This is a genomic window from Streptomyces sp. 1331.2, assembly GCF_900199205.1.
Classification (GTDB): Bacteria; Actinomycetota; Actinomycetes; order Streptomycetales; family Streptomycetaceae; genus Kitasatospora.
In genome coordinates this window covers 4,637,716-4,659,189 of record NZ_OBMJ01000001.1, presented here as the reverse complement: position 1 = coordinate 4,659,189, position 21,474 = coordinate 4,637,716, and the positions used below count along the sequence as shown (strand labels likewise).

Annotated in this window: 17 protein-coding genes; 8 read left to right on the top strand and 9 right to left on the bottom strand. The window is 74.0% G+C overall.

Going from position 1 to position 21,474, the window contains the following annotated elements; translation table 11 throughout:
- Window positions 1–430: 430 nt before the first annotated feature.
- From CRP52_RS20010 to CRP52_RS20000, 3 genes are read left to right on the top strand one after another with little or no spacing between them, the layout of a single operon-like run.
- Window positions 431–1,084, top strand: coding sequence for a cysteine dioxygenase (locus CRP52_RS20010; RefSeq protein WP_257032686.1), 654 nt, complete (start codon window positions 431–433; stop codon window positions 1,082–1,084).
- A gap of 42 nt (window positions 1,085–1,126) precedes the next feature.
- Window positions 1,127–2,086, top strand: a complete 960-nt coding sequence (gene cofD / locus CRP52_RS20005; protein WP_097237655.1) for a 2-phospho-L-lactate transferase — start codon at window positions 1,127–1,129, stop codon at window positions 2,084–2,086.
- Window positions 2,083–3,375: a coenzyme F420-0:L-glutamate ligase gene (locus CRP52_RS20000; protein ID WP_097237654.1), complete on the top strand. Its 1,293-nt coding sequence runs from the start codon at window positions 2,083–2,085 to the stop codon at window positions 3,373–3,375. Before cofD ends, CRP52_RS20000 begins: the two co-directional genes overlap by 4 nt.
- Window positions 3,376–3,392: 17 nt before the next feature.
- Here CRP52_RS20000 and CRP52_RS19995 read toward each other — a convergent pair whose 3' ends face one another.
- Both CRP52_RS19995 and CRP52_RS19990 read right to left on the bottom strand, forming a co-directional pair.
- Window positions 3,393–4,313 (bottom strand): DNA-3-methyladenine glycosylase family protein, encoded by a 921-nt coding sequence (locus tag CRP52_RS19995; protein WP_097237653.1) that lies wholly within the window; start codon window positions 4,311–4,313, stop codon window positions 3,393–3,395.
- A 153-nt stretch (window positions 4,314–4,466) separates the two neighbouring features.
- Window positions 4,467–5,609 (bottom strand): peptidoglycan recognition protein family protein, encoded by a 1,143-nt coding sequence (locus tag CRP52_RS19990; protein WP_097237652.1) that lies wholly within the window; start codon window positions 5,607–5,609, stop codon window positions 4,467–4,469.
- A 115-nt stretch (window positions 5,610–5,724) separates the two neighbouring features.
- Between CRP52_RS19990 and CRP52_RS19985 the strand changes: the two genes are divergently transcribed.
- The 3 genes from CRP52_RS19985 to CRP52_RS19975 all read left to right on the top strand — a co-directional run bounded on the left by CRP52_RS19985 (window position 5,725) and on the right by CRP52_RS19975 (window position 9,711).
- Complete coding sequence (locus CRP52_RS19985; protein ID WP_097237651.1) at window positions 5,725–6,516, top strand: TIGR03089 family protein; 792 nt, start codon at window positions 5,725–5,727, stop codon at window positions 6,514–6,516.
- Window positions 6,517–6,711: 195 nt separating this feature from the next.
- Window positions 6,712–7,875, top strand: coding sequence for an LCP family protein (locus CRP52_RS19980; RefSeq protein ID WP_306458875.1), 1,164 nt, complete (start codon window positions 6,712–6,714; stop codon window positions 7,873–7,875).
- A gap of 213 nt (window positions 7,876–8,088) precedes the next feature.
- On the top strand, window positions 8,089–9,711 hold the full coding sequence (locus CRP52_RS19975) for an LCP family protein (protein WP_257032684.1): 1,623 nt from the start codon (window positions 8,089–8,091) through the stop codon (window positions 9,709–9,711).
- A 77-nt stretch (window positions 9,712–9,788) separates the two neighbouring features.
- Here the strand turns inward: CRP52_RS19975 and CRP52_RS19970 are convergent, their stop codons facing one another.
- The 5 genes from CRP52_RS19970 to ssuE all read right to left on the bottom strand — a co-directional run bounded on the left by CRP52_RS19970 (window position 9,789) and on the right by ssuE (window position 17,448).
- Window positions 9,789–10,829 carry a glycosyltransferase family 2 protein gene (locus tag CRP52_RS19970; protein ID WP_097237649.1) on the bottom strand — a complete coding sequence of 347 codons (1,041 nt, stop codon included), beginning with the start codon at window positions 10,827–10,829 and terminating at the stop codon, window positions 9,789–9,791.
- Window positions 10,830–10,990: 161 nt separating this feature from the next.
- Entirely contained in the window at window positions 10,991–13,048 is a 2,058-nt protein-coding gene (locus CRP52_RS19965; protein ID WP_097237648.1) for a hypothetical protein, read from the bottom strand.
- A 148-nt stretch (window positions 13,049–13,196) separates the two neighbouring features.
- Window positions 13,197–15,764 (bottom strand): ABC transporter permease, encoded by a 2,568-nt coding sequence (locus tag CRP52_RS19960; RefSeq protein ID WP_097237647.1) that lies wholly within the window; start codon window positions 15,762–15,764, stop codon window positions 13,197–13,199.
- Between the two features lie 19 nt (window positions 15,765–15,783).
- A complete protein-coding gene (locus CRP52_RS19955; protein WP_097237646.1) occupies window positions 15,784–16,569 on the bottom strand; it encodes an ABC transporter ATP-binding protein in 786 nt (261 codons plus the stop codon).
- Between the two features lie 324 nt (window positions 16,570–16,893).
- Window positions 16,894–17,448: an NADPH-dependent FMN reductase gene (ssuE, locus tag CRP52_RS19950; RefSeq protein ID WP_097237645.1), complete on the bottom strand. Its 555-nt coding sequence runs from the start codon at window positions 17,446–17,448 to the stop codon at window positions 16,894–16,896.
- A gap of 428 nt (window positions 17,449–17,876) precedes the next feature.
- Here ssuE and CRP52_RS19945 point away from each other — a divergent pair, with 428 nt between their 5' ends.
- Window positions 17,877–19,232 (top strand): LCP family protein, encoded by a 1,356-nt coding sequence (locus CRP52_RS19945; RefSeq protein WP_097237644.1) that lies wholly within the window; start codon window positions 17,877–17,879, stop codon window positions 19,230–19,232.
- A 61-nt stretch (window positions 19,233–19,293) separates the two neighbouring features.
- On the top strand, window positions 19,294–19,797 hold the full coding sequence (locus CRP52_RS19940) for a hypothetical protein (RefSeq protein WP_097237643.1): 504 nt from the start codon (window positions 19,294–19,296) through the stop codon (window positions 19,795–19,797).
- Here CRP52_RS19940 and CRP52_RS19935 read toward each other — a convergent pair.
- Window positions 19,779–20,405 carry a hypothetical protein gene (locus CRP52_RS19935; RefSeq protein ID WP_097237642.1) on the bottom strand — a complete coding sequence of 209 codons (627 nt, stop codon included), beginning with the start codon at window positions 20,403–20,405 and terminating at the stop codon, window positions 19,779–19,781. The two genes, CRP52_RS19940 and CRP52_RS19935, sit on opposite strands and share 19 nt — an antisense overlap.
- Before the next feature lie 108 nt (window positions 20,406–20,513).
- Window positions 20,514–21,335: an arylamine N-acetyltransferase family protein gene (locus CRP52_RS19930; RefSeq protein ID WP_097237641.1), complete on the bottom strand. Its 822-nt coding sequence runs from the start codon at window positions 21,333–21,335 to the stop codon at window positions 20,514–20,516.
- Window positions 21,336–21,474 lie beyond the last annotated feature (139 nt).

Below are 21,474 nucleotides of genomic sequence, written 5' to 3'. Positions count from 1 at the left end.
GGCTCAAAGTCCTGAACGATGCCGAACCATCCGCAACCAATCGCCAGGTGACGCACGGTCACCGGCGCGGGCCGGTCATCGGGCTGCCTTCCCGGCGATCTTCCCATCGAAACATAGAGAGTGATGAATCACCCCATCAGGGAAAGATCCGGACCTAATCCACTCGAATGCCGCATCCGTCGGTTTGACACCCGCCCCGCGGATGCGGTCTCCTTTCCCCTATGTCAGAGTTCGCCAGCCCCCGGAGCGGTTCCACGCTCCGCCGTGCCGTGAACTTCTGTTGTCGCCTCTGCTCCTGCTGTATCTAGGCGCCCGCGTCCCACCGCGCGCCGCCACCAGGAAGCACAGAGGCCGCCCGCGATTCCCGTCCCAGGACATCCCGGATCCGGCTGATCCCGACGAACCAGCCGACTCTTCCGAGGACGATCCCGTGCGCATGATCCGCATCCGCAAGCGGAACCGCGACCGCAACAAGCTCGCCCGGCGCGGCCCCGCCACCGTCACCGCCCGCACCGCTGCCACCGCCGGTACCGGCGCCGCCCGCTGGGCCGACGGCCTCAGCGACGTCTCCATCGCCGGCGACCCGCTCGCCTTCCCGCACCTGGCCCGCACCGACCTGCCCGAGCACCCCACCACCGTCGCCGAGTACGCCCGGCTGGTCCGCGAGATCGCCGCCGACCGCGCCCGCTGGGAGCCCCTGGTCCGCTACGACGCGCTGACCCGCTGGTACGCCCGGCTGGAGACCGGCCCCGGCTACGAGGTCTGGCTGCTCAGCTGGCTGCCCGGCCAGAGCAGCGGCTTCCACGACCACGGCGAGTCCTCCGGCGTGATGACCGTCGTCCGGGGCGAGCTCATCGAGCGCTCCCTCACGCACGCCGGCGAGGGCGCCCGCACCCTGCGGCCCGGCGGCCACCGGGTCTTCTCCTCCGGCTACCTGCACGAGGTGGTCAACGGCGCGCTGGAACCCGCCGTCTCCATCCACCTGTACACCCCGGGCCTCACCGAGATGAACCAGTACGGCGCGGCCGCCGTCCCCGAGCAGCACCCGGAGCCGCACCGGCCGGCGCAGGCCGAGACGCACTGAGACGGGGCTGACGGGCAGTCGGGCCGTGGCAGGATGAACCCCATGCGCATCGTGGCACTGGCAGGCGGAATCGGCGGAGCGCGCTTCCTGCGCGGGCTCCTCGCGGCGGTCGGACCGCAGGACGAGATCACCGTCATCGGCAACACCGGCGACGACATCCACCTCTACGGCCTCAAGGTCTGTCCCGACCTCGACACCGTGATGTACACCCTCGGCGGCGGCATCCACGAGGAGCAGGGCTGGGGCCGGACCGACGAAACCTGGTCGATCAAGGCCGAGATGAAGGAGTACGGCGTCGGGCCCGAGTGGTTCGGGCTCGGCGACCGGGACTTCGCCACCCACCTCGTCCGCAGCCAGATGCTCACCGCCGGGTACACCCTCAGCCAGGTCACCGAGGCGCTGTGCGTGCGCTGGAAGCCCGGCGTCCGGCTGCTGCCGATGAGCGACGACCGGGTCGAGACGCACGTGCGGATCACCGACGAGCAGGGCTCCCGGGCGGTCCACTTCCAGGAGTACTGGGTCCGGCTGCACGCCGCCGTGGACGCCGAGGCGATCATCCCGGTCGGCGCGGACACCGCCAAGCCCGCGCCCGGCGTGCTGGAGGCGATCGCCGACGCCGACGTCATCCTCTTCCCGCCGTCCAACCCGGTCGTCTCGATCGGCACCATCCTCGCCGTCCCCGGCATCCGGGAGGCCGTCGCCGCCGCCCCGGCGCCGGTCGTCGGGCTCTCGCCGATCATCGGCGGGGCGCCGGTGCGCGGCATGGCCGACAAGGTGCTCGCCGCGGTCGGCGTCGAGGCGACGGCGGAGGCCGTCGCGCTGAACTACGGCGCGGAGCTCGTCGACGGCTGGCTGGTCGACACCGCCGACGAGGGCGCGGTCGCCGCGGTCGAGGCCGGCGGGATCGCCTGCCGGGCCGTCCCGCTGCTGATGACCGACGTCGGGGCCACCGCCGAGATGGCCCGGGCGGCGCTGGCACTGGCGGAGCAGGTACGGAAGTGACGCTGCACGTCCTGGGGGTCGAGGGGATTCCCGAGGTCGAGGCCGGGGCCGACCTCGGCGCGCTCATCGCCAAGGCCGGCACCTTCCTGGACGGCGACATCCTGCTCGTCACCTCGAAGATCGTCAGCAAGGCCGAGGGCCGGCTGCTGCACGCCGCCGACCGCGAGGCCGCGATCGACGCCGAGACCGTCCGGGTGGTCGCCCGGCGCGGGCCGGCCCGGATCGTGGAGAACCGCAACGGCTTCGTCATGGCCGCCGCCGGCGTCGACGCCTCGAACACCGCCCCCGGCACCGTCCTGCTGCTGCCCGAGGACCCGGACGCCTCGGCCCGCGCGCTGCGGGCCCGGCTGCAGCAGCTCACCGGCCGCCGGCTCGCCGTCGTCGTCACCGACACCTTCGGCCGGCCCTGGCGCAACGGGCTCACCGACGTGGCGATCGGCGCCGCCGGCCTCGCCGTCCTGGAGGACCACCGCGGGCGCACCGACACCCACGGCAACGAGCTGGCGCTGACCGTCACCGCCACCGCCGACGAACTCGCCGCCGCCGCCGACCTGGTGAAGGGCAAGGCCACCGGCGTCCCGGTGGCGGTGGTGCGCGGGCTCGGACACCTCGTCACCCCCGAGGACGGCGAGGGCACCCGGCCGCTGGTCCGGCCCGCCGCGGACGACATGTTCCGGCTCGGCACCTCCGAGGCGCTGCGCCAGGCCGTCACCCTGCGGCGCACCGTCCGCTCGTTCACCGCCGAACCGGTCGACCCGGCAGCCGTCCGCCGCGCGGTCGCGGCCGCCGTCACCGCGCCCGCACCGCACCACACCACGCCGTGGCGGTTCGTCCTGCTGGAGTCGGCCGACACCCGCACCCGGCTGCTCGACGCCATGCTCGCCGCCTGGCAGCGCGACCTGCGCGACCTCGACGGCTGGGACGAGGCGCGGATCGCCCGCCGCACCGCCCGCGGCAACGTCCTGCGCGACGCGCCGTACCTGGTGGTGCCCTGTCTGGTCATGGACGGCTCGCACGACTACCCCGACGCCCGGCGCGCCACCGCCGAGCGGGAGATGTTCACCGTCGCCGCCGGCGCCGCCGTGCAGAACCTGCTGGTCGCCCTCACCGGTGAGGGCTACGGCTCCGCCTGGGTCTCCTCCACCATGTTCTGCCGCGACACCGTCCGCGCCGCCCTGGACCTCCCGGACGGCTGGGACCCGATGGGTGCCGTCGCCGTCGGCCGCCCCGCCGAAGCCCCGCGCGAACGGCCGGCCCGCAGCGCCGACGCCTTCATCGAGGTGCGGTAGTCCTCTGCACCGGAGGCTCAGCGGCGGCGGTGGTCGTTGGGAGCGAGACGGGGGCCGTAGCGGGGGGCGCGGGCGCCGACGGCCAGGAGGAGGCGGCAGACCCGGTAGCGGTGCGGGCGGTAGGGCTCCAGCAGGGCGAGCATCTGTGCGTCGTCGCTGCGGGGCCGGCCGGCCAGGGCCGAGCCGACCAGGTTGGGCAGGTGGAAGTCGCCGACCGAGACCGCGTCCGGGTCGCCGTTGCTGCGCTGCAGGGTCTCGGCGGCCGTCCAGACGCCGATGCCCGGGACGGTGGTCAGCCGGGCGAAGGCCTCCTCGTGGCCCATCGCGGAGGCCTCCTCCAGCCGAGGCGCCAGCCGGACGGCGCGCATCACGGTCGCCGAGCGCTTCGGGTCCACGCCCGCCCGGTGCCACTCCCAGCTCGGTATCCCCGCCCACTCCCGGGCCGAGGGCGCCACCCGCATGCCCTCGGCCGGGCCCGGCGCCGGGCTGCCGAAGTCCCGGAGCAGGGTGCGCCAGGCCCGGTAGGCCTCGTCGGTGGTGACCTTCTGCTCCAGAATCGCCGGGACGAGCGACTCCAGCACCAGGCCGGTCCGGGTCAGCCGCACCGCCGCGGTACGGCGCTGGGCGTCGCGCAGCGGGCCGGGCGGCAGCACCAGCGCCTCCGGCTCGTCCTCGGCGCCCAGCAGTGCGGGCAGCCGGTCCAGCAGCCAGTCCGCGCCCGGGCCCCAGGCCGTCGCCTCGATCTCGCCCGCGCCCGGGTGCGGCAGCACCCGCAGGGTGCCGATGCCCGCCGGGGTGCGGGAGGCCCGCCAGACCGCGCCGTCACCGGTGGTGCGGTACGCCGGGTCGGCGGGACCGCGGCGCAGCGGCAGCAGGGTCCGGGCGGTGTCCAGCGGGAAGCCCGGCCGCCAGCGCCGTACCGACTCGCCGCCCGTCACCGCTGTCGCCTCCTGTGCCTGCCGGGCGGCCCGTGCCGCCCGGGGATAGGAACGATACGCGGCTGCCGGAGCTGCCCTCCGGGGACGGGGCGGGAAACGAGGGCACCCCCGGGGCCGGACCGGACGGTCCGGCCCCGGGGGTGCCGACGGGGCTCAGCGGCCCTGGAGGTGGGAGGCCCAGGAGCGGATGTCGCCGAGCCGGGCGTAGAGGCCGTCGCCGGGGCACTCGGTGGCGAAGGCGTCCCGGTGGCCGGAGATGGTGTCGAAGGAGACGACGGTGCCCTTGGGGTAGCGGCTCTGCGAGGAGCCGGAGGTCAGGTCGGTCCGGCCGCCCGCGTCCTGGCCGGTCAGGCCGAGCTTCCAGGCCGCGATCTTGCTGACACCGTCCACCAGCTCCTGCGGCGGGCCGTTCGTGGTGAAGGTGCCGAGCGCGGCGACGCCGGTCGAGTCGGTGTTGAAGCCGAGGGTGTGCGCGCCGAGGACGGGCTGCGCGACACCGCCGGCCCGGCCCTCGTAGATGGTGCCGCAGCGGTCGACCAGGAAGTTGTAGCCGATGTCCCGCCAGCCGTTGCTCTGGACGTGGTACTGGTAGATCGCGCGGATCATCTGCGGCGCGTCACTGCAGGCGTAGTCGGTGGCGGTGTCGGTGTGGTGGACGAACACCGCCTTGACCGTCCCGGTGTAGACGAAGCCCGGGTCGCGCAGCGATTCGTCGGCACCCCAGCCCGCCCGGGTGACGATGCCCGGGCGCGGGGCCTCGTGGTCCTGCGGCGCCCGGCCGGTCGCGGCCTCGCCCGGGAGGGTGCGCGGGGCGGACTGCGGGGCGCCCTTGCCCGGGTCGACCAGTTCGGCACGCAGCCCGGAGGGCAGCCCGCGCGGCCCGGGGGTGACCTCGATGGCCACGCCGTCGCTGGGGCCGGTCCACAGCGGCGCCGTGGAGCCGCGGATGCCGGCCCGGCCGTCCCGCTCGTCGGGGGCGTCCTCGCCCTCGACGGCGAGCCCTCGCCACTCGGTCCAGGCGCCGGTGGAGACGCGGTGGGTGCGGACCCGGACCGAGGCGCCGTCGAGGGACTGCCGGGGGTCGTCCCAGCTCACCCCGATGAGCGAGAAGGGCGCGGTGGCGCGTTGTGTGACGCGGTGTTCGGCGGTGGTCAGCGACAGGCTCGTGACGGTGCCGCCACCGGCGGAGGTCCGTTCGACCGGCACCGGGGTGGCGACGGCGGAGACGGCGGTCGACGGGAACAACAGGACGGCGACGCAGCTCGTGGCCGCGCCGGCAAGAAGTGAGATACGCATAAAACGGATATTGACGACAAATCACTGATGCCGCCACGTCGGTCTGCGCCACTCGCGCGTGCCTCCGGCCACCCCTCCCGGCCTCCCACTCGAAGGCCGTAGGCTGGGGCGCACCATGACTGCGCCTTTCGCTGCCGATGCCCGCACCCCCGTCGAGCTGCTGCACGCATTCCTGCGCGGCGGCACCCCTTCGGTCGATCCCGCGGCCCCGCTGGTCACCTTCTACGACGACGCCACCGGCGAACGGGTGGAGCTGTCCGCCCGGACCTTCGACAACTGGGTGGCCAAGACCGCCAACCTCCTGCAGGACGAGCTGAACGCCGGCCCGGACGACCGGGCGGCCCTGCTGCTGCCCGCCCACTGGCAGAGCGCCGTCTGGCTGCTCGCCTGCTGGTCGGTCGGGGTGACGGCGGTGCCGGCCGGAGACCCTGCCGACGCCGACCTGGTGGTCAGCGGCCCGGACGGCCTGGAGGCCGCGCAGGCCTGCGACGGCGAGCGGGTCGCGCTCGCCCTGCGCCCGCTCGGCGGCCGCTTCCCGCAGCGCCCGGACGGCTTCCTCGACTACGCCGCCGAGGTGCCCGGCCAGGGCGACCGCTTCGCGCCGTACTCCCCCGTCGCCCCGGACGGGCAGGCGCTGGAGACCTCGGTGGACGGGCTGCCGCTGAAGCTGACGGGCGAACAGACCGTCGCACTGGCCCGGGAGGGGGCGGCCCGCCTCGGGCTGAAGCCCGGCGACCGGGTGCTGTCCACCCTCTCCTTCGACGACTGGACGGGCCTGGAGGCCGGTCTGCTGGCGCCGCTGGCGGCCGGCGCCTCGGTGGTGCTGTGCCGCAACTCGCAGGGGCTGGACGCCGCGCAGTGGGAGAAGCGGATCGAATCCGAACGGGTGACACTGCGCCTCGGGTAACCCCCGGCCCGGGCCCGGCGGGTAGGGATCGCTGCCATGGCCGAGGACGACACCGAGCACCCCCCGACCGCCCCTCCCCCGCCGGACGACGCTCCGGCGAACGACCCCCCGACGAACCGTCCCCCGCCGGACGCTCCCCCGCCGGACGATCCTCCGGGCGGGACCGGACGCCCGCGCAGGCGCCGGCGGTGGCTGATGGTCACCGCCGGCGTCGTCGCGTTCCTGCTGGTCGCCGGCGGGGTGCTGCTCTGGATCGCCTACCGCAAGCTGGACGGCAACATCCGGACCGACTCGGCCACCGACCGGCTGCTCGCCAAGCTGGAGGCCGAGCGGCCCAGCCGCACCGCCGGCGCGCAGGGCGCCGAGAACATCCTGCTGATCGGCAGCGACGACCGCTCCGGCGCGAACGGCTCCTACGGCGGCGAGGCCGGCACCCAGCGCTCGGACACCACGATCCTGCTGCACCTGTCGGCCGACCGGAAGCACGCGACGGCGGTCTCCGTCCCGCGCGACGTCATGGTCTCCGTCCCCGCCTGCGAGAAGCCGGACGGCACCCGCAGCAAGCCGGGGCTGATGCAGTTCAACTGGGCCTTCGAGACCGGCGGCCCGGCCTGCTCGATCCGCACCGTGGAGCAGCTGAGCGGGATCCGGATCGACCACTACGTGATCCTCGACTTCAGCGGCTTCAAGACGATGGTGGACGCGATCGGCGGGGTCGAGGTGTGCGTGCCGCAGCCGATCCACGACAAGGACGCCAAGCTCGACCTGCCCGCCGGCCGGCAGACCCTGCACGGCGAGCAGGCGCTCGGCTACGTCCGGGCCCGGGAGAGCCTGGGCGACGGCAGCGACACCCAGCGGGTGGGCCGTCAGCAGCAGTTCCTGGCCGCGCTGGTCCGCAAGGTGGAGTCGCAGGGGGTGCTGCTGAACCCGGCGCGGCTGTGGCCGGTGCTGGACGCGGCGACCTCCTCGGTCCGGGCCGACGGCGGGCTGTCCTCGCTCGGCGCGCTGTACGACCTCACCCAGGACCTGCGGGGCATCCCCAGCTCCGACGTGGTCCTCCTGACCGTGCCGCGCCGCCCGTACCGCTACGACTCGGACCGGGACGAGTTCGTGCAGCCGCAGACCACCCAGCTGTTCACGGCGCTGCGGGACGACCGGCCGGTCGCGGTCCGCCCGCCCGGGTCGACGCCCTCGCCGAGTGCGGGCCCGGACACGGGGCAGGGCACCGATCCGAGCCCGGGCGCCGGCTCGGCCGAGGCGGCGTTCGCGCGGGCGACGGCGACGGCGTCACCCTCGGCGGGCGTCTCTCCCACCTTCGAGGGACGCACCGCCGACGTGGACGCCTGCGTGCAGCACTGAGGAATCGCACCGGCCGGCCTCCGGTCGCACCGCAGGTCGGGAGCGGGTTCTCCGGGAATTACCCACTGCTGAACGGATTTTGCCTGCGCATTGTTCAAACATGATGCAAGTCACAGCCGGAACGATTCCCCCATTCGGCTCGTCTACTGTGTCCGGATCGGCTCGTCAGAACGGGCGGGCCGGAGCCGTGACCGGTCGAAGCTAGGGAGCCCCGTGCACGAGGAACAGCCGGAAACCGGCCGGTACCGCGTGGACCCGACTCCGGATGTCCCCCGGCAGCGCCGCCGTCGGGCCGCCGAGGCGCCCGCGGCACCGGCAGCCGCATCGGCGGCGGCCGGGGAGGGCCGCCGGGACAACCGGCGGCGGGCGGCCGCCGTCGCCAAGCGCAACCGGCGCCGACGGGTGCTCAAGTGGACGGCCGGGACGGGCGCCCTGGTCATGGTCGCGGGCTGCGGCGGGGCGTACTACCTGTACAAGCACTTCAACGACAACCTGACCTCGGTCAAGGTGCAGCTGGGCGACGAGGCGGAGCGCCCCAAGGCCGCCGGGGACGCGCTGAACGTCCTGGTGATCGGCACCGACAGCCGGGAGGGCCTGGGGCGCGAGTACGGCGACGAGGGCAGCACCGGGCACGCCGACACGACGCTGCTGTTCCACATCGCCAAGGACCGCTCCAACGCGACGGTGGTCAGCTTCCCGCGCGACCTGATGGTGCCGATACCGGAGTGCCAGAGCGCCAAGGGCAAGAAGGTCCCGGGCTCGGCGCGGGACATGTTCAACAACAGCCTCGGCCAGGAGGGGCGGGACGCGGGCTGCACCTGGAAGACCGTCGAGAAGCTCACCGGGATCCGGGTCGACCACTTCGTGCAGGTCAACTTCGAGGCGGTGAAAACGCTCTCCACCGCGGTCGGCGGGGTCGAGGTCTGCGCCGCCAAGGACATCAACGACTCGGGCTCCCACCTCAAGATGACCAAGGGCCGGCACGTGGTCCAGGGCGAGGAGGCGCTGGCCTTCGTCCGCACCCGGCACGCCGTCGGCTTCGGCGGCGACCTCTCCCGGATCCCGCTGCAGCAGCAGTTCATCAGCTCGATGATCCGCAAGATCAAGAGCGACGACACCCTGACCAGCCCGACCAAGCTCTACAAGCTCGCGGACGCCGCCACCAAGGCGCTCACCGTGGACTCCGGCATCGGCAGCGTGGACAAGCTCAAGGACCTCGCGCTGGACATCAGCAAGGTGGACACCAAGAACATCACCTTCGCCACCGTGCCCGTCGTGGAAGACCCCGCGGACAAGGACCGGGTGATCTTCAAGCAGCCGGACGCCCAGCAGGTGTTCGCGATGATCGCGGGCGACCGCTCGCTGACCGAGACGGCCGCGCCGCCGCCCGCCGAGACCGGCGCCCCGGCTGCCACGGGTGCACCCGCCGCACCGGCGGCTCCGGCTGCCACCACCCCGGCGGTGGACCCCAAGGCCGTCCAGGTGACGGTGCGCAACGGCAGCGGCAAGCGCGGACAGTCCGGTCCGACCGTGGACAAGCTCAAGGCGAAGGGCTTCGCCCTGGCCGCCGTCGGCAGCGACGCGCCGGTGGCCGCGGGCACCACGGTCTCCTACCCGGTCGGCCAGGAGGCCGCCGCCACCGCCCTGGCCACCGCCCTCGGGCTGCCGGGCGAGGCCGTCCGGCCGGCCGCGAAGTCGGACCCGAAGGGCGGGCTGCTGCTGGTGCTCGGCAAGGACGTGCTGGCCGCGCCCGGTGCGCCGGCGGCGGTGCCGACCGCGGCGCCGGAGGACCTGCAGCGGGTGCAGGCGGACGACGTGGACGTCTGCGCCAAGTAGCGGCGCCACCGGCCCTGCAGCCGTACGAGGGCGCCGGCCGCGGCCGGAGGGCCCGGCGGCCGGCCGTCGCCCTCCGCTCAGCCGGCCTTGGAGAGCATGTCCTTCGAGGACGGGCCGACGCTGCCGATCACCCGGCGCGCCAGCGAGCGCGGTGAGGTGAGGAAGCCGAAGCCCCAGCTGAGGTGCATGGTCGCGAACGCGACCGGCAGCAGCGCCCGCGACTTGAACGACAGGCCGCGGCCCTCGACCGCGGCACCGCCGACGATGCCCAGCAGGTAGGCGCCGGGCACCGCGAGGAACGCCGGGTGGACGGCCACGCCGAGCACCAGACCGAGGGTGAACGCCACCAGCGCGGCCGGCGGGGCGAGGTAGCGCAGGTTGACCGAGCCGCGGTGGTAGCGGGTGACGACCCGGCGCCAGCGGCCGTAGTCCTTGTACTGCTTGGCCAGCGCCCGCACCGAGGGCCGGGGCCGGTAGGTCACCTTGAGCTGCGGGGTGAACCAGACCAGGCCGCCGTGCTGGCGGATCCGGTAGTTCAGCTCCCAGTCCTGGGCGCGGATGAACTCCTCGTTGTAGCCGCCGAGCCGCTCCAGCACCTCGCGCCGGAACACCCCGAGGTAGACGGTGTCCGCCGGGCCGGCCAGTCCGCCGGTGTGGAAGGCCGCGTTGCCGACGCCGATCTTGGAGGTCATCGCGGCGGCGACCGCGTTCTCCCACTCGGTCTCGCCCTCGGCGTGCATGATGCCGCCGACGTTGGCCGCCTCCATCTCGCCGAGCAGCCGGACCGCGGTGGTGATGTAGCCGGGGGTGAGCAGGCCGTGGCCGTCCACGCGCACCACTATCGGGTGTCTGGAGCCCCGGATCGCGGCGTTCAGCCCGGCGGGCGTCCGCCCGGTGGGGTTCTCCACCGTCCGCACCCGCGGGTCCTCGGCCACCAGCTCGGCCGCGATCTCGTCGGTGCGGTCGGTCGAGGGGCCGAGGGCGATCACCACTTCCATCGGCCCGGGGTACTCCTGATCCAGGATGCGCCGGACCGCCGTGCGCAGGTGACGTTCCTCGTTGAGCACCGGCATGATCACGGAAACAGCCGGCAGCTCCTCAGCAGCCTTGGTGTTCATCGGGGCCAACCGTACCGGTGAGGACGGGCCCCCGTCTTGTCCCGGTCTGGGCGGCTGCGCGCACCTCGCGGCGCGGCACCGGCACTGTGATCAAGGACACCGTACTCCGCCGGTGGCGAGGGCCCGAATCGGGGTGGATCCGGTGCGGATCCGGGGTGGATTCAGAGTGCGTAGTGGGCCACGGTGAACACGGCGTAGCCGATCAGTGCGAGCCGGTTCACCAGGTGCTGCGGGCCGCCCAGCCGGTCCGGGAGGGTTCGGTCGGGGCGCAGGTCGGGGCGGTGGGCGGCGGTGGCGACCGTCCGGGCCAGCGCCACCGGGTCGTACCGGTCGCCGAAGCGGCCGGCCAGCCAGACCGCCGGGCGGCTGGCGAAGGAGTACTCCCGGCCGCTGCGCAGCCGGATGATGAGCAGCTCGCGGTGCACCGCTGCCGCGCTGATCTCGGCCCACCGGAAGCTGCGGGTGCGCAGCGCGGTGGCCACCCGCAGGCCGTTGCGGTCGGCCACGATCTGCCAGGACAGCGTGTGGGCGCAGGCGAGGATCGCCATCGAGCCGATCCAGAGCGGGCGCAGCAGCCCCTCCCACCAGCCGTCGTCGCCGAGCAGGACGACGGCGGTGCCGACCAGCAGCGCCGCCAGCGGCCCGGCCGCCACCCGCAGCGGCGTCGGCATCTCCCAGCGGCGGGCGGCCACCGGCTCGGTGTCCGGCCCGGCCTCGGGGGCGGCGGCCACCGTCTCGGCGGTCAGTGCGGCGACGGCGAGTTCGCGCTCGCGGTAGCGCTGGGTGCGCCGGCCGAGCCGCGGGGCCCGGGCGGCGGGGGCGACCACGGCCGCCACCCAGTCCGGGTCGCCGTCCAACAGGCCGGGGCGGACGAGGAGTTGGCGGTCGTGGCCGTCGGGGCCGCGGTACAGCACGGCGGGCACGCTGCGGCCGGCGCGGGCCAGCCGGGCGGCGGCCTGGTCGGGGCCGGTGCGGTCGAGGGGCTTCTCGTACGCGTCCTGGTAGTCCTCGTACTCCTCCGCGTAGTCCGTGTCCTCGTCGTACTCGTCGTGCTCGTCGTGCTCGTCGTGCTCGTCGTGGTGGAGCGCCGGTCCGGGGAGGCGGGTGGGCGGCCGGCCGACGTCCAGGGGCTCGGGCACCCAGCCCGGGCCTGCGCCGCCCGGGCCGCCGTCGCGGGCCCAGCGGTAGCGGTCGTGCTCGACCAGGCGCCAGAGCCCGAGGCCGTCCGGCGGGCCGTCCAGCGGCTGGACCAGCAGGTCCCCGCGGATGTCGGCGCGGACCCGGACGGCGAGCGCGGGGGCGTGGCCTTCGAAGGCGGGCCGGGTGCGGCGGGCGCTCGCGGTGGCGGCCGAGCCGAGCAGGATCAGGCCGAGCAGGGCGATCAGGCCGCCGGCGGTCAGCTGGCCGGAGACGTCGTACTCGTCGCCCAGGGCGTGCACGGAGTCGCCGTCGACCAGCAGCGGGACGGGCTCGCCGGGCTGGGGGCGCCGCTGCCACCAGAGGTCCAGGGCGGCGGTGCGCTCGGGGCCGCCGCCGGGCGGCGGGAAGCGGACGGTCAGCACGCCGTCCTGGTCGCTCGCGCCGGCGGTGCCGGTGACCCGGGTGGCCTGCTCGGCGGCGGCGTCCGCCTGGGCCTGCGCCCAGAGCCCGTACAGCGGGACGGCCACGGCGGCGACGAGCAGCAGGGCGCCGAGGGTGCGGCGCAGGACGGGCGGGCCGTCGCGGTGGACGGGCGAGGGCGCTCCGGCGGCCGTCCACGGGAAGGGGACGGGCGGGGCCATCAGCTCGTCCAGCTGCTGGCGGGCCCGGCGCCGACCGGCCTCGGCGGCCAGCAGGACGGCGGTGAGCAGCAGCTGGAGCAGCACGGCCGACCAGCGGGCGAGCGGGGTGACCAGGCCCTGCGGGAGGTACCAGAGCAGCACCAGGACGACGGGCGGCACCAGCGCCCGGACCCGTACCTTGGCGGCCAGCAGGACGATCTCGGCCAGCACCGACCAGGCGGCCAGGGCCGAGCCCCAGGTGTCCCGGCAGATGCCCTGGGCGCTGCACCGGCCGGTGTCGGGCTCCACGGCGGTGGCCAGGACCACGAACGCGACCGGTGCCAGCGCGAGCCAGCGGCTGTCCAGCCGCCAGGCCGTACGGGCGGTGCGCCAGCGGATGGCGGCCGCGGCGGTGAGGGGCGCGGCGCTGGGCAACGGCGGGGCGTCCGAGGGGAACATCGGACGATCATCTCAGCCCTCCTGGGGCTGAAACCGAGCCAGGGGCCGGGTGCTGTGCGCACCCGGCCCCTGCATCCGTTCCGCCGTCCTTCCGCGTCCTTTCGCGTCCTTTCGCGTCCTTCCGCCGTCCGACGCCCCCCGGCGCCGGTCAGTCCGTCGCGATGGCCGCGAGGACGTTCATCCGTCCGGCCCGGAAGGCCGGGACGAGGGCGGCGACCAGGCCGATCGCCACCGAGGAGACCAGGGTGATCGCGATCGTGGTGGTCGGGACGGAGAGCGTCCCGAGGCCCTGGTCCCGCAGGACCCGCTGCGCGGTGACGCCCCAGGCCAGGCCCAGCCCGGTGCCGAGGACGGCGCCGAACACCGCGATCACCACGGACTCCAGCCGGATCATCCGGCGCAGCTGGCGGCGGGAGAGCCCGATCGCCCGCAGCAGGCCGATCTCCCGGGTCCGCTCGACCACCGACAGCGCCAGGGTGTTGACCACGCCGAGCACGGCGACGGTGATGGAGAGGCCGACCAGCCCGTAGATCAGGTAGAGCAGGGTGTTGACCTGGGACTGCACCAGCTCCTTGTAGCCCGCCTGGTCCTTGACCGACAGCTGCGGGTACTCCTTGAGCGCGTCCTCCAGGGCGGTCAGCGTCTTGCCGGCGTCGGCGCCGGAGGAGGCCTTGGCGAAGAAGGTCCGGGGTTCCGGCACCTCGGCGGCCGGTACGGCCTTGGCCATGGTGGCGACGTCGACGAAGGAGGCGTCCGCGTAGAGCGAGCTCTTCGCGAACACGACCCCGACCTGCAGCACCTGGGTGCGGCCCTTGAGGTAGGTGACGGTGACGCTGTCGCCGACCTTCAGGTTGTGGTCCTTGGCGAAGTTCTCGCCGATGCCCAGCGAGCCGCTTCCGATCGAGTCGACCGCGCCGGAGGCGACCGGGAGGCGGAAGTCCGTGCCGAAGAAGGTCGGCGGCACGGCGGCCAGGCCGGTCCGCCCGGTCCGGCCGTCCGACAGCTGGACCTTGGCGTCGAAGTCCCTCTCGGCGGTGACGTGGTCGACCCCCGGGGTCCTGCGGACCGCGTCCAGCATCTCGGCGGTGACCGCGGTACGACCGCCGCTGATGATGTAGTCCACGCCCACCGACCGGTCGATCTGCTCACTGGCCGAGGTGACCGCCGAGGAGCTGAACACCGAGGAGGCGATCACCAGCGCCAGGCCGATCATCAGCGCGGCGGCGGTGGCGCCGGTGCGGCGCGGGTTGCGCATCGCGTTGCGCTGGGCGAGCTTGCCGGACGGGCCGAACAGGGCCGGCAGCAGCGCGCCGAGCACCCGGATGACCGCGGTGGCCAGCAGCGGGCCGAGCACCACGAAGCCGATCAGGGTGAGCAGCACGCCCAGGCCGAGGTACTGGCCGCCGGTGGCCGCCTTCTCCGCCTTCGCGGCGAGCACCAGCAGACCGCCGCCGCCCGCCGTCAGGACCAGCCCGAGGACCGTACGGACCACGTTGGCGCGGGCCTCGGCCGGGGTGCCGTGGTCGCGCAGGGCGGCCATCGGCGCGATCCGGCTCGCCCGGCGGGCCGGGATCCAGGCCGCCACGACGGTGATCAGGATGCCCACCGCGTACCCGGTGACGAACACGTCGGGCCCGATCTGCAGGTCGCTCGCCCGCAGGTCCATGCCGATCGCGTTCATCAGCGCGATCAGGCCGACCGCGATGCCCAGGCCCGCCGCGATCCCGAGGGTCGAACCGAGCACGCCCAGGATCAGCGCCTCGACCAGCACCGAGCGGTTGACCTGCCGGCGGCTGCCGCCGATGGCGCGCAGCAGGCCGATCTCCCGGGTGCGCTGGGCGACCAGCATCGAGAAGGTGTTGATGATCAGGAAGCCGCCGACGATCAGCGAGACGCCGGCGAAGCCGAGCATCGCGTACTTCATGAATTCCAGGCCGCTGCCGACGCTCTTGTTGTTCTCGTCCTTCTGCTCGGCCGCGGTCTTGACCTGGTAGCCGCCACCGACCTTGGCCAGGGCGTCGGCCTTGAGGCTGTCGTCGCTGCGGCTGCCGTCGCCGAAGGCCTCGATCGAGGTGAACGCCGGCTCGCCGAGCAGCACCTGCTGCGAGGTCGCGGTGTCCAGGAAGGCCAGTGCCGCGCCCGGGTTGGTGGTGGTGAAGGTGGCGATGCCCGCGATGGTGAACTCGTGCTTGCCGCCGGCGTTGTCGACCCGCAGCTTGTCGCCGAGGCCGAGCTTGGCCTTCTTCGCGGTGTCGGCGTCCAGCACCAGCTCGCCCGCGCCCTGCGGCGCGTGGCCGGAGGTGATGGTGACCGGGTTGCGCGGGGTGTCGGTCCAGTTGCCGACCAGGGTGGGCGCGCCGCTGGTCGGACCGACCAGCTTGTTGGTGGCCGGGTTGACCAGGGTCGCGTTGTGGACCATGACCTGGCCGACGGCGGTCTTGATCCCGGGCACCGCGGCGACCTGCCCGGCGAGCGCAGCCGGGACGGTGGCCGGCTTGTCCGCGAACTGCGGGTCCTCGTCGTCGGCCGGCTTGGGCGGCTGGACCGAGACGTCGGAGGCGGTGGCGGCGAAGAGCTTGTCGAAGGTGCTGGTGGCGGTGTTGGAGAACACCAGGGTGCCGGAGACGAAGGCCACCGACAGCACGACGGCGATGAGCGAGAGCGCCATCCGGCCCTTGTGGGCGAGGAAGCTCCGCAGTGAGGTCTTGAGCAGCATGGTCGAGTCGTCCCGCCGATCAGCTGGTGCGCTTGCCGTCGAAACGGCGCATGCGTTCGAGGACGGAGTCGGCGGTGGGCGCGTGCATCTCGTCGACGATCACGCCGTCGGCGAGGAAGAGCACGCGGTCCGCGTAGCCGGCGGCGACCGGGTCGTGGGTGACCATCACCATGGTCTGGCCCAGCTCGTCCACCGAGCGGCGCAGGAAGGTCAGCACCTCGGCGCCGGCCCGGGAGTCCAGGTTCCCGGTGGGCTCGTCGCCGAAGATGATCTCGGGGCGGGCGGCCAGCGCCCGGGCCACCGCGACGCGCTGCTGCTGGCCGCCGGAGAGCTGGGTCGGGCGGTGCTTGAGCCGGTCGGCCAGGCCGACGGTCTCCACCACCTGGTCCAGCCAGGCCCGGTCGGGCTTGCGGCCCGCGATGTCCATCGGGAGCGTGATGTTCTCCAGCGCGTTCAGGGTCGGCAGCAGGTTGAACGCCTGGAAGATGAAGCCGATCTTGTCCCGGCGCAGTCTGGTGAGCTGCTTGTCCTTGAGGCCGGTGATCTCGGTGTCGCCGATCCAGATCCGGCCGCCGCTGACCGTGTCGAGCCCGGCCAGGCAGTGCATCAGGGTGGACTTGCCGGAGCCCGAGGGGCCCATGATCGCGGTGAACCGGCCGCGCTGGATGTCGACGTCGACCGCGTCGAGCGCGGTGACCCTGGTCTCGCCCGACCCGTACGCCTTGGTGACCTGACGGGCCGACGCTGCGACGGCGGAGGCTCCGCCCGGAAGCTGGGGGTCGTACACGGCTGCTGCCGTCGTCACTGGACTCTCCTAAAGGAAGATGCGCACACCCGTTGGTCCCCAGCCTCGCGGGCCCGACCGCCTCGCGACATGGCGCTGGCAGGAGTCCTCGACCGGGAGTCAGCCCCACCCTCCCGGTGGGCCTGGCCACCGGACCCGATCGAGTCGGGCCGCTTCCTGGCGGGTGGGGATGTGTGAACCACGTTAGGAGTGGACGGCGGACGGCTCGTCATCCGCCGGAATGAAGCCCTTCAACCAAGGTTCTACGGGACGCGGCGCGTCTCCCCCTAGGGGTCGCCGCGGCCCGTCTCGGGGACGCCCCGTACGGGCCGCGGCCACCGGTCCTCAGCCGGTCAGCACCGGTGCGGCCAGCCGCTCCAGGGCCGTGGCGAAGCCCGCCACCACCGGGGCCAGCAGGGTCTCGGTCTCGCGCTCCAGCAGGGTCGTGCCGTCCTCCCTGGCGGTGACGTGGCGGTCGAGCACGAACCAGCCCTGGGTGATGTGGCCGGCGCCCATCGAGCTGAGCACCGGGCGCAGTGCGTAGTCCACCGCGAGGACGTGCGCGGCCGAGCCGCCGGTGGCCAGCGGCAGCACGGCCTTGCCGGTGAGCGCGTACTGCGGGAGCACGTCCAGCAGGGCCTTCAGCAGGCCCGAGTAGGCGGCCTTGTAGACGGGGGTGCCGATGACGATGCCGTCGGCGCGGGCGAACAGGTCGGTGACGGCGACGATCTCGGGGTGGTCGAAGTCGCCCGACAGCAGCGCGTGCGCGGGCAGGCTGCGGGCCTCGAAGGGGATGACGCGGTGGCCGCGCTGCACCAGCTGCGCGTCGACGTGGCGCAGCAGGCGGGTGGTGCGGGAGGTGGCGGACGGGGAGCCGGAAACGGACAGGACGACGGCCATGGGTTCACCTCTGGCTGGAAGCGGGCGGCGCTGCGGTGGGGGCTACCGGTGTGGGGTCCGGTACCGGGGGCGCTGCGTCCGCGGGCGTACGGGCGTACGGGCAGCTACGGGCGTACGGGGCCCGCGGATGCGGGCCTGCGGACGGGCGGGGACTTCGACGGGGCGCTGCGTCAGCCGCGACAGAGCGAACAGGCCACACCGCGCCGCAGGTCGACGTGCCGCCGACGCGTGAGTGCCCAACGCTGATCCATGTCCGGAATGCAAACACGCGGTCTTCGGGCCGGTCAAGAAACGTTTCAGCCGCTGGAACGCCCGGTGTCCGGACGTTGCGGCGGAACGATCCGGGGCGTGCATCAAAACTGCTACAAGAGGCCTGGTGGCACCCCCGGGGGGAGTCAGCGCCACCGGGGTCGGGCATCCTCGACGGCATGAACACGTGGCAGGAGGGCCGCCCGGGGGGCGGCGGGAACCCGTACGGCGGCAACGGCGGAGGCAGCGGGAACCCGTACGGCGGCGCGGGCGGAGGCGGCGCGGCGGGCGAGCCGCCGCTGCCGGCCTCCCTGAACCCGCGCGGGCCGGGGGCGCCCACGCCACGGCACCCGGGGCAGCCCGGACAGCCGGGGCAGCCTGGACAGCCGGGGCCGTCGCGGCTCGGCGGTGTTCCGCCGCAGGGGGCCGGCGCTCCCGGCGTCCGCCCCGGCGGCCCGAGCGGCCCCGGCCGTCCGGGCGGGCCCGGTGGCCCCGGTGGCCCGGGCCGGCCCGGCGGTGCCCGGCCGGCCGGTGCGCAGGCCCGGCGCTGGCCGCGGCGGCGGATCGTCAAGTGGTCCGTCTTCGGCCTGCTGATCGCCGTCATGGTGACCGCCGTCTCCACCTGGTTCTGGGCGGACTCCAAGCTCAACCACGAGAACGTGCTCGCCGACTACCCCGGCCGCCCGGCCGCGGGCAAGGGCACCAACTGGCTGATCGTCGGCTCCGACAGCCGCCAGGGCCTCAGCGACTCCGAGCAGGACGACCTGCACACCGGGCACGACACCGAGGGCAAGCGCAGCGACTCGATGATGATCCTGCACGTCGGGGACAACGGGAACACCCTGATGAGCATCCCGCGCGACTCCTGGGTGCCCATCCCCGAGCACCCGGGCGGCAACGGCAAGCCGGTCAAGGCCACCACCGCGAAGATCAACTCCGCCTTCGGCACCGGCGGCGGCCGCCTGCTCGTCCAGACCGTCGAGCAGAACACCGGCATCCGCATCGACCACTACGCCGAGATCGGCTTCGCCGGTTTCGTCGGCATCGTCGACTCCATCGGCGGCGTCGAGATGCACATCGACCAGGACGTCAAGGACAAGGACTCCGGCCTCGACCTCAAGGCCGGCGACCAGACCCTCACCGGCAAGCAGGCCCTGGCCTTCGTCCGCCAGCGCCACCAGATGGCCGACCAGGACCTCGGCCGGATGCGCAACCAGCAGAAGTTCCTCGGCGCCCTCGCCCACCAGGCCGCCTCCCCGGGCAACCTGGTCGACCCGTTCACCTTCTACCCGCTGGTCGACTCGGCGCTCGGCACCCTGATCGTGGACGAGGACTGCGGGCTGACCGACCTCGGCTCGCTCTTCCTCGCCATGAAGGACGTCAACGGCGGCAGCGGCAAGACGCTGACCGTGCCGATCGGCAACCCGGACTTCCGGACCAAGACCGGCGAGTCCGCCGTGCTGTGGGACGCCAACAAGTCCAAGCAGGTCTTCGACGCCTTCAAGAACGACACCGCCGTCCCCGACGTCAAGTGACCGAAGGGCGCCCGCCGCGAGCGGTCGTGACTTCACGTGACCACGGCGACACAATGGGTGGATGTCCCTCGTCACCGCACTGATCTACCGCCGCCGCCACCGCCTCCTGGGCCGCCTGGTGCAGGAGGCGCTCGCGTGCTACGGGATGGAGGTGCCGGCCGCCTGCGAGATCGGGCCCGGCCTCACCGTCTTCCACCGCGGCTTCGGCACCGTCCTGCACCCGTACACCACGCTCGGCGCCGACGTGACGCTCTACAACGGCGTGACCATCGGCCGGGCCGACCCGTGGGTGCCGCAGGAGCGGAGCGCGATGCGGCGGGTGGTGGTCGAGGACGGCGCGGTGCTGTGCGCGGGCGCCAAGGTGGTGTGCAAGGACGGCGTGCTGACCGTCGGCGCCGGCACCATCGTGGGCGCCAACGCCGTCCTCACCCGCTCGACCGGGCCCGGCGAGATCTGGGCCGGTGTGCCCGCACGCAAGGTGGGTGTACGGGAAGGGAGTCGGGGCATCCCCCGGCCGGGCGAACCGGCTTCCGGCCCGGACACGTCCTACCCCGCCTCGGCCTGACCGGCCGACGGCAGCAGGCCGTTGCCGCACTCCGGGAAGCGGACCAGCCACTCCCCCTCGCCGCCCTCGGACTCGGTCGCGCCCGAGTAGCCGTAGTGGATCGGCTGCCGCTCGTCGCCCAGCCAGCGGGCGTGCGCCAACTGCACCGACAGCGCGACCGGGTGGCCCGGGACGGCCGGGGCGTGCGCGGCCGTCCGGCGGCCCCGGGCGGCCCGGCCCGGCGGGGCGGCCTGCTCCAGCACCAGCTCGTGCTCGGTCTCGCCGGGCCGGAAGGTCACCACCGTCTCGGTGCCGGGGCGACGCGGGAAGGTGCCGGTGCCGTCCCCCCAGTAGGCGGCGACCGTCACCGCGAGCGTGCCGTCCGGACTGCCGGTGCCCGGTCGGACGTACTCCTCCTCGGGAACCCAGCGCGCATGGTGGCGGACCTCCTCCCCGTCCCACCGCTCGTCCCAGCGCACCCAGTAGCCCGCCACCCGCTTGACGGTCATGCCCTCGCGGACGACCCGGACCGCGAACCGCGCCGGACCGACCGGCCCGCAGGCGGCCAGGGAGACCACCGTCACCTGCTCGTACGTCACCTCGCCGCCATCGGCGCCCTGCTCGATCATCGGTGAACCACCTTGCCGGGTAGTCGAGTTCGAAGCCCCGATGCTAAGGCCGGACCGGCCGGGAGGGCGGCGGTTGCCCGGTTCCGGCCCGGCGGGCCGCGCGCCCGGCTACCCTGCCCCGCCCGCGGCCCGGCCGGGCAGCCGGTCGAGGGTGATCCCGAAGTGCTCGCGGTAGGCGGCCGGCGTCTCGGCCTCGGTGAGCTCGCGCTCGGTGCGGGTTCCGTCGGGGGCGGTGCGGATGAGCCGGGTGCCGCTGAGCGTGATCCGGCCGCCGTCCCCCGTGAGCAGCGAGCAGGTGGTCGAGCGGGTGAAGTGCGAGTCCGGCGAGGTGCTCTGCCACCAGCAGGTCGGGGCGAAGTCGGCGAGCGGGTACGGGCGCGGGTCGAGGCGGTACTGCGGGGCACCGTCCAGCAGCACGTCCAGCTCGCCGTGGGGGCCGTACGGGACGACGGTGAACGCGCCGTGCGGGTCGGGCTGCGGGCCGCGCTCGTCCAGCCGCAGCGGGTGCAGGCTGAACCGGCCGAAGCCGACGTCGACCAACCAGGGCTCGTCCAGGTCGACCCGCAGCGCGAGGTGGTCGAACGGCGGGCCGGGGCGCTCCCCGTCGAAGACCCGGCCGGACAGCAGGCTCACCCGGTAGCCCAGGGAACGCAGCAACTCGGCGAAGGCGCCGTTCAGTTCGTAGCAGAACCCGCCGCGCCGGCGGTCCACCACCTTGGCCACCAGGGCCTGCGGGTCGAGCACGACGGGCTCGCCGAGGTGGATGCTCAGGTTCTCGAAGGGGACGACCCGCAGGTGGGCCCGCTGCAGCCGGGCCAGCGCCGGGGCCGAGGGCTCCCCCGGGTCCGGCACGTCGATGTGCGCCAGGTACGCCGTCCGCTCGGCGGCGGTCAGGCCCTCGTACGGCTTGTCGTGATCCACGTCGTCCATCCGCCCATTCCAGCGGGGGCGGGGGCGGCCGGCCATCGGTCCTTGGGCCTAGGACCAATGCCAGTGACTTAGGTTGTGTCCGCTCTGGTGATCGTGATGGTTGCGGGGGTTGGTGGTGGCCAGTCGTGCTGTTGGGCGC